General features: G+C 70.6%; 7 protein-coding genes and 1 pseudogene. 2 read left to right on the forward strand and 6 right to left on the reverse strand.

Annotated features, from left to right (window positions below; all coding sequences use genetic code 11):
* Nucleotides 1-88: 88 nt before the first annotated feature.
* From AOK15_RS36410 to AOK15_RS36435, 6 genes are all read right to left on the reverse strand, one after another.
* Nucleotides 89-565 (reverse strand): VOC family protein, encoded by a 477-nt coding sequence (locus AOK15_RS36410; protein ID WP_055522798.1) that lies wholly within the window; start codon nt 563-565, stop codon nt 89-91.
* A 9-nt stretch (nt 566-574) separates the two neighbouring features.
* The gene (locus AOK15_RS36415; RefSeq protein ID WP_055522800.1) at nt 575-1,000 is read right to left on the reverse strand and encodes a helix-turn-helix transcriptional regulator; all 426 of its coding nucleotides are present in this window, start codon (nt 998-1,000) and stop codon (nt 575-577) included.
* Between the two features lie 93 nt (nt 1,001-1,093).
* The gene (locus AOK15_RS36420) at nt 1,094-1,954 is read right to left on the reverse strand and encodes a carbohydrate ABC transporter permease (RefSeq protein ID WP_055522801.1); all 861 of its coding nucleotides are present in this window, start codon (nt 1,952-1,954) and stop codon (nt 1,094-1,096) included.
* A 7-nt stretch (nt 1,955-1,961) separates the two neighbouring features.
* Complete coding sequence (locus AOK15_RS36425) at nt 1,962-2,957, reverse strand: carbohydrate ABC transporter permease (protein WP_055522803.1); 996 nt, start codon at nt 2,955-2,957, stop codon at nt 1,962-1,964.
* Nucleotides 2,958-3,034: 77 nt separating this feature from the next.
* Complete coding sequence (locus AOK15_RS46260) at nt 3,035-4,354, reverse strand: extracellular solute-binding protein (protein ID WP_079058911.1); 1,320 nt, start codon at nt 4,352-4,354, stop codon at nt 3,035-3,037.
* Nucleotides 4,355-4,470: 116 nt separating this feature from the next.
* Entirely contained in the window at nt 4,471-6,126 is a 1,656-nt protein-coding gene (locus AOK15_RS36435; RefSeq protein ID WP_055522806.1) for an FAD-binding dehydrogenase, read from the reverse strand.
* A gap of 303 nt (nt 6,127-6,429) precedes the next feature.
* Here AOK15_RS36435 and AOK15_RS36440 point away from each other — a divergent pair, with 303 nt between their 5' ends.
* Entirely contained in the window at nt 6,430-7,323 is an 894-nt protein-coding gene (locus tag AOK15_RS36440) for a DMT family transporter (protein ID WP_055522807.1), read from the forward strand.
* A 115-nt stretch (nt 7,324-7,438) separates the two neighbouring features.
* Nucleotides 7,439-7,539, forward strand: a pseudogene (locus AOK15_RS47920) (NUDIX hydrolase); the annotation flags it as partial.

Here is a 7,539-nt window from a genome sequence, read left to right on the forward strand (position 1 = left end):
CTCATGCTCCTGCTGCCCTCGTGCCTGACCTGCCCCTCGGCCCCTCTGCCCCCTGCTGCCCTGCTGCCCCGCCCTCCTGCCCTTCCTGTCACTGAGCCCCGTACTTCGAGGCCGTGCCCGCTTCTCCCGACTTCCGCGGCTCCATGAAGCGCAGCATGTTGCCCGCCGGGTCGCGGAACGCGCAGTCCCGTACGCCGTAGGGCTGGTCCATGGGCTCCTGGAGGACATCAGCGCCGGAGGCCTCGACGCGGGAGTAGAGCGCGTCGCAGTCGTCGGTGGTGAAGTTGACGCCACGCAGGACGCCCTTGGCGAGGAGCTGGGCGATGGCCTCGCGGTCGGCGGGGGAGATGTCGGGGTCGGCGCCCGGAGGCTCCAGGACGATCTCGACATCGGGCTGGAGCGGGGAGCCGACGGTCACCCAGCGCATGCCCTCGAAGCCGACGTCGCCACGGACCTCCATGCCGAGGACGTCACGGTAGAAGGCGAGCGCCTTGTCGTGGTCGTCGACCGCGAGGAAACACTGGGAGAGCTTGATGTCCGGGCCGTGGGCTCTGTTCGTATCCATGTGCCCACGCTAGGGCGCCTCGTCCGGTTCCGCCGTGCGTATGCGATGCCGGGAGGGCCGTGTCAGCCGCTTCGCCACACATGCCGGGATCGCGGCCCCCGACTCGTGCGGACGGGCCCGGTAGGCGCTCGGGGTCTCGCCCACCAGCTCCGTGAAGCGGGAACTGAACGAGCCGAGCGACGTACAGCCCACCGCCAGGCACACCTCGGTCACCGTGAGGTCCCCCCGGCGCAGCAACGCCTTCGCGCGCTCGATGCGGCGGGTCATCAGATACGCGTACGGCGTCTCCCCGTAGGCCGCGCGGAAGCTGCGCTGGAAGTGGCCGGGGGACATCAGCGCGGTGCGCGCGAGGGCATCGATGTCCAGCGGTTCCGCGTACTCGCGGTCCATGCGGTCCCGCGCCCGCCGCAGCCGCACCAGATCATCCCGGTTCATGTCCCCAGGATGACACCCACCACCGACAAGCGGGCGGCCGCGCGGGATGTCCGCCGGCCGGCCCCGGCCGCTCCACGATCAGCGCGCCGACGCTCACCCCTTCACGGCGGAGCTGGCCACGCCCTGGACGAACCAGCGCTGGAAGAAGGCGAAGACGATCAGGACGGGCAGGACGAGGAGGACGCCGAAGGCGAGGATCTGGCCCCAGTCGGGGGGCTGCTGGCCCTGGAAGACGCTCATCTCCAGCGGCAGCGGCCGCACCGACGGGTCGGAGACCATCAGCACCGGCCACAGGAACGAACCCCACTGGGTGAGGAACGTCAGGATCGCGACCGAGGCGAAGGCCGGCTTCGACATCGGCACGATGATCGCGAAGAACGTGCGCCAGGGGCCGGCCCCGTCCAGCCGGGCCGCCTCCTCGATGCTCGGCGGGATCGTGCGGAAGAACGTGTGGAACTGGTAGATCGAGAAGGCGTTGGCGAGGAACGGCAGCGCCTGGATGAAGAGCGTGTTCCGCTGATCGTTGAACAGGTAGAACAGCGGCACGGCCACCGACTCGAACGGCACCAGCATCAGCAGCAGGACCAGGGTGAACACGGCCTCCCTGCCCCGCCACCTGAGCCGTGAGAGCCCGTACGCCGCCATCGAGTTGACGAACAGGCCGCCCGTGACGACCACGAAGGCCAGCAGCAGCGAGACGCCCATGAACTGCCAGAAGTAGCCGGTGCTGTCGGAGTTGAGGTTGTCGAGGACGGCGGCGTAGTTGTCGAAGGACAGATGGATCGGGAGGAAGCCGGACAGGCCGTTCAGCACCTCGTCGGACGGCTTGAGGCTGCCGAGGAGCAGGTACAGGACGGGCAGCGTGAAGACGAACGCCAGGACGGAGAGGACGGCGTAGTCGAGGAAACGGCGCAGGGGCCCGCGGGAGAGACCGGTGGCGGTGCTCGTACTCATGGCTGAGTCAGTCCTCGTTGTCGGGCCGGACGATACGGCGCTGGATCAGGGTCAGGACGACGACGATCAGGAAGAAGACGACGGTGATCGCGGACGCCTGGCCGATGTTGTTCTGGTCGAAGGCGGTCGTCACGGCCTGGTACATCACCGTGCGGGCCGCGTCCTCGTCGAGGCCGCCGCCCTTGACCAGCACGTACACCTGGTCGAACACCCGGAACGACAGCACCGACGTGAGCAGCGCGACGAACACGAGGGTGCCCCGGATGCCGGGCAGCGTGACGTGCCGGAACTGCTGCCAGCGGGAGGCCCGGTCGAGCTGGGCGGCCTCGTAGCGCTCGTCCGGTATCTGCTGGAGCCCGGCGAGCAGGATCACCATCTGGAAGCCGACGCCCTGCCACACCGACAGCACGATGACCGAGGCCATCGCGGTGAGCCCGTCGCCCAGCCAGTCGAACGCGCCCCAGTTCCCGAAACTCACCGCGTCCAGGGCGGAGTTGAGCATGCCCTGCTCGCTGCGGGCGAGGATCAGCCGCCAGATCACCGCGACCAGCGCCATCGGGAAGACGACCGGCATGAAGAAGAAGGACCGGAAGAGACCGATCGCCTTCAGTTTGCGGTTGAGCAGGATCGCGAGGCCGAGCGCCAGACCCGTCTGGAGCGGTACGACGACGACGGCGAAGGTCAGGTTGTTCAGCAGGGCCCGCAGGAACGGGCCGGACAGATCGGGGTCGGTGAACAGCCGCCGGTACTGCTCGACGCCGAAGAAGGTGGGCTCCAGCGGGGAGCCGAGGCGCACGTTGTAGAAGGAGAGCACCACGGCGTAGCAGAAGGGCACGCCGACGAAGGCGATCAGGCCGGCGACGGCGGGCCCGGACATCAGCAGTCCGTGCAGCCACTCCCTGCCGCGGCGGGCGGGGCGAGCGGGTGGGGCGGGGGCGGTTGTCAGATCCGGCGCCCGGTCCCGGCCGGACGGCGCGGTGTGCGCGGGTTCCACGGTTTTCACGGGGTCCTCTTCCCGGCGGGGCGGGCGGCCACGAGGGGCGCGCCCGCCCCGGTCGATGGGTCCGACAGGGCGCGTGCTTACGGGATCTCGTAACCGGCGTTGTCCGAGAAGTCCCGGTCGATGGCGCGGGCGGCCTTGGACAGGGCGTCCTTCGGGTCGCCGCCGCCGTAGATCGCGTTCAGGGCCTGGCTGAACTTCTCCGTCACCACCGGGTATCCGGCGGTCACCGGGCGGGTCACGGCGACGCAGGACTTGCTGATGTCGCTGTCACCGCACGGCTTGGCGAGCTGGTCGGCGAAGAGCTGGAGCGGGCCGCCCTGCTTGTACAGCTCGCTCGCCGCGAGCGCCGACTTGGTGGCCGGGGGCGCGCCGTTGGCCTTGGTCATCGCGGTGACGTTGGCGTCGTCGAGGAGGAAGTCCATGAACGCGCCGGCGGCCTTGGCGTTCTTGGAGTCGGCCCCGATGCCCCAGGACCACGAGCCCTGCCCGGTCTTGGGGCCGTCACCGAAGTCCGGCAGCGGCAGCACGACCAGGTCGTCGCCGAGGGCCTCGCTGTACGCGGGGTACATCCAGTGGCCGACCCAGCTGAGTGCGACACGGCCCTTGGCGAAGGCGTTGCCGTCGGTGTTGGGGTCGACGGTGCCCTTCCAGGACTGGAAGGTCTTCAGGGCCGACACCGCGGCCGGGGAGTCGAGGGCGCCCTCCGCCTTGCCGTCCTTGAGGAGGCCGCCGCCGGCCGACCAGACGATCGGGGCGAAGCCGTAGGTGCCCCACTCGTTGGCGAGTCCGTTGCCCTCCTGGATGTCGAGGACCTTGCCGTCGGAGTCCTTCGCCTTCAGCGCCTTCAGCGCGGCGTCGAACTCGTCCGCCGTCCACGCGTCGTCGACGCCCTTCGGGTACTTCACCCCGGCCGCGTCCAGCAGCTCGGAGAGCCGTACGCCCTCGAACGGGGTGTCCGGGACGCGCCAGCCGGTCACGCACTGGACGTCCTTCACCATCCGGGTCTGGGGCAGGGCCCGCAGATCGTCGAGGGTGTAGGAGGCGGGCCGGTCGACCAGGCCGCCGACGGTGAGGCGGTAGTTCCCCGCGTTCTTGCGGGGAACGGACGCGGTCACGGAGTAGTAGCGGAAGCCTCCGCCGTTGGGGAGCAGACCCGTCAGGCCCGTGGGGTCCTTCTGGGCCGCCTCGCCGAGGAACCCCTCCAGGCCGCGCTGGAGGACGGGCGCGGAGACCACGCCCAGGGCGCCGAGGCCGAGGGTGCCGAGGAAGATCCGGCGGCCGATGGGCTTGCCCCGCTCCGGGTCCCGGCCGTGCTCCAGGTCCCGGCCGCCGTGGCTCTCGTGCTCTTCGGGGTGCTCCCTCGGCGCTTCCCGCGCCTCGGGATGTTCAGGGTTCACACACCGATTCGACCACTCACCGCCCCTGAGATGCCAGGGACGGCGGAGGTCCGTCAGAAATCCGTCACATCCACCGAGGGATCAGGCCGTCACGTCCGTCGGCGAGAGCGAGGAGGTCAGGCCGTCGCCTTCGCCGCCGCGCGGCCCGCGGTGCGGCCCGAGAACAGGCAGCCGCCGAGGAACGTGCCCTCCAGGGAGCGGTAGCCGTGGACACCGCCGCCGCCGAAGCCGGCGGCCTCGCCCGCCGCGTACACGCCCTCCAGGGGGTCACCGCCCTCGGTGAGGACACGGGACGACAGGTCCGTCTCCAGGCCGCCGAGCGTCTTGCGGGTGAGGATGTTGAGGCGGACGGCGATCAGCGGACCCGCCTTGGGGTCGAGGATGCGGTGCGGGGCCGCGGTGCGGATCAGCTTGTCGCCGAGGTAGTTGCGGGCGCCGCGGATCGCCATGACCTGGAGGTCCTTGGTGAACGGGTTGGCGATCTCCCGGTCGCGGGCCACGATCTCGCGGCGCAGCTCCGCCTCGTCGATGAGGGGGTCCTTGGTGAGCGCGTTCATGCCGCGCACCAGGGAGCCGAGGTCCTTCTCCACCACGAAGTCGACGCCGTTGTCCATGAACGCCTTGACCGGGCCGGGGACGTCCGCGCGGGCCCGGACGAAGACGTCCTTGATCGACTTGCCGGTGAGGTCGGGGTTCTGCTCGGAGCCGGAGAGCGCGAACTCCTTGCCGATGATCTTCTGGTCGAGCACGAACCAGGTGTAGTCGTAGCCGGTCTTCATGATGTGCTCGAGCGTGCCGAGGGTGTCGAAGCCGGGGAACAGCGGCACGGGCAGGCGCTTGCCGCGGGCGTCCAGCCACAGCGACGACGGGCCGGGCAGGACGCGGATGCCGTGGTTGTCCCAGATGGGGTTCCAGTTCTGGATGCCCTCGGTGTAGTGCCACATGCGGTCGCGGTTGATGAGGCGGGCGCCCGTCTCCTCTGCGATGGCCAGCATCCTGCCGTCGACGTGCGCGGGTACACCGGAGATCATCTTCTCCGGGGGGTTGCCGAGGCGCTCCGGCCAGTTGGCGCGGACGAGGTCGTGGTTGCCGCCGATGCCGCCGGAGGTGACGATCACGGCCTGGGCCTTGAGCTCGAAGGCGCCGGTGACGGTGCGGGTGCTGGGCTGCCCGCGTTCGATCGTCGACGGTTCGAGGATCTCGCCGGTGACGGTGTCCACGGCGCCCGCGCTGCGTGCGAGCCCGGTGACCCGGTGCCGGAACTTCAGCTGGACCAGGCCCCGGGCGACGCCCTCCCGGACCCGTCGCTCGAAGGGCTCCACGAGGCCGGGGCCGGTGCCCCAGGTGATGTGGAAGCGGGGCACGGAGTTGCCGTGCCCGTTGGCGTCGTAGCCGCCGCGCTCGGCCCAGCCGACCACGGGGAAGAAGCGGACACCCTGCCCGTGCAGCCAGGAGCGCTTCTCACCGGCGGCGAAGTCGACGTACGCCTCCGCCCACCTGCGCGGCCAGTGGTCCTCCTCGCGGTCGAAGCCGGCCGTGCCCATCCAGTCCTGTAGGGCGAGGGCGTGGCTGTCCTTGATCCGCAGTCGGCGCTGCTCGGGCGAGTCGACGAAGAAGAGACCGCCGAAGGACCAGTGCGCCTGCCCGCCGATCGACTGCTCCGGCTCCTGGTCGAGGAGGATCACCTTGCGACCCGCGTCGACGAGCTCCGCGGTCGCCGCGAGCCCGGCGAGGCCCGCCCCGATCACGATCACATCTGCGTCGTACGACATGGAGGACGTCCTCTCGGGAACGGGCGCGGTCAAGCGGGGGCGGGCGTGGCGGGCCAGGCGTCGCCCGGCGCTTTGTTACTGGCCGGTCAGCAGCTGTGGATCAGATCCTTCGGTAGAACACGCGACTTAGTCAACTGTCCGGATGTGTCTCTGCTTACGGACAGCCCACAGGGTGGCGGCTAGAGTCGTATGAATACGTATCGGGCCACCCGTCGAGGCATAAATCGCCCTCGTGCGGGAAAACGAGCGGCACGTCCCGTGGGACGGCCGCAGCGGCCCGTCCGACGACCCGAGGTACTCCGCGTGTCGGTTCTCGTTCTTCTCCTGTCCGTGTGCGCCGCCTGCTGTCTGGGCTTCGGCTTCGTGCTCCAGCAGCAGGCCGCCGCGCACGCGCCGATCGGCGACTTCCTCTCCCCCCGGCTGCTCCTCGACCTGATCCGCGTGCCCCGCTGGCTCGGCGGGATCGGGTTGATGGTCTGCGGGATGGCGCTGGGCGCGATCGCGCTCGGCCGGGGTGAGGTCTCGCTGGTGGAGCCCCTCCTCGCGACCAATCTGCTCTTCGCGCTCGCCCTCTCCCGCCGCCGGAACCGGCAGCCGCTGGGCCGCCAGGGCTGGGCGGGGCTCGCACTGCTCGCGGGCGGGGTGACGGCGTTCATCGTGGCCGGTCAGCCGCAGGGCGGCACCGCTCCGAGCGGGGCCTTCCGGCAGTGGCTGATCATCGGGGTGATGGTGGGGGCGGCGCTGCTGCTGACGGCGTACGCGAAGCGGCCGAGGCTCGCTGCCGCACCGGTGCTGCTCGCGGTGGCCGCGGGACTCCTGTACGGCGTCCAGGACGCGCTCACCCGGGTCAGCGGGCAGGTGTTCGCCGACGGCGGCTGGGGCGCGCTGTTCACGACCTGGGAGCCGTACGGGGTGCTGATGCTCGGGGTGACGGGGCTGCTGCTGGTGCAGAGCGCCTTCGAGGCGGCGCCGCTGCGGATGTCGCTGCCCGCGCTCACCGCCGCGCAGCCGCTCGCCGGGATCGCGTGCGGGGTGGGTTTCCTCGGGGACCGGCTCCGTACCGACGCGGGGGCGCTGGCCTGGGAGGCGGCCGGGCTCGTCGGCATCGTCGTCGGGGTGGTGCTGCTCGGGATGCATCCGGCGATGCCGTGCAACCACTCCGGGAGCGCACGGGTGCGGGAGCTCCAGCGGGGCTGACCGCGCCGGGCCGCGCGTCTCGGCGGATGAGTGCTCTCTTGGTCGTCCTGGAGGGGCACCGGGCCGTGCGTCTCCGCGCGTGAGTGCTCTTTGGTTGTCCTGGTTGGATGAGGGCATGAGTGCCGCCGACGAGATCCTCGACATCGTGGACGAGAACGACCAGGTCATCGGACAGGCCCCGCGCGGGGAGGTGCACGCGCGGGGCCTGTCCGATGA

The organism is Streptomyces ossamyceticus, assembly GCF_001418475.1.
GTDB classification, from domain to species: Bacteria; Actinomycetota; Actinomycetes; order Streptomycetales; family Streptomycetaceae; genus Streptomyces; species Streptomyces ossamyceticus.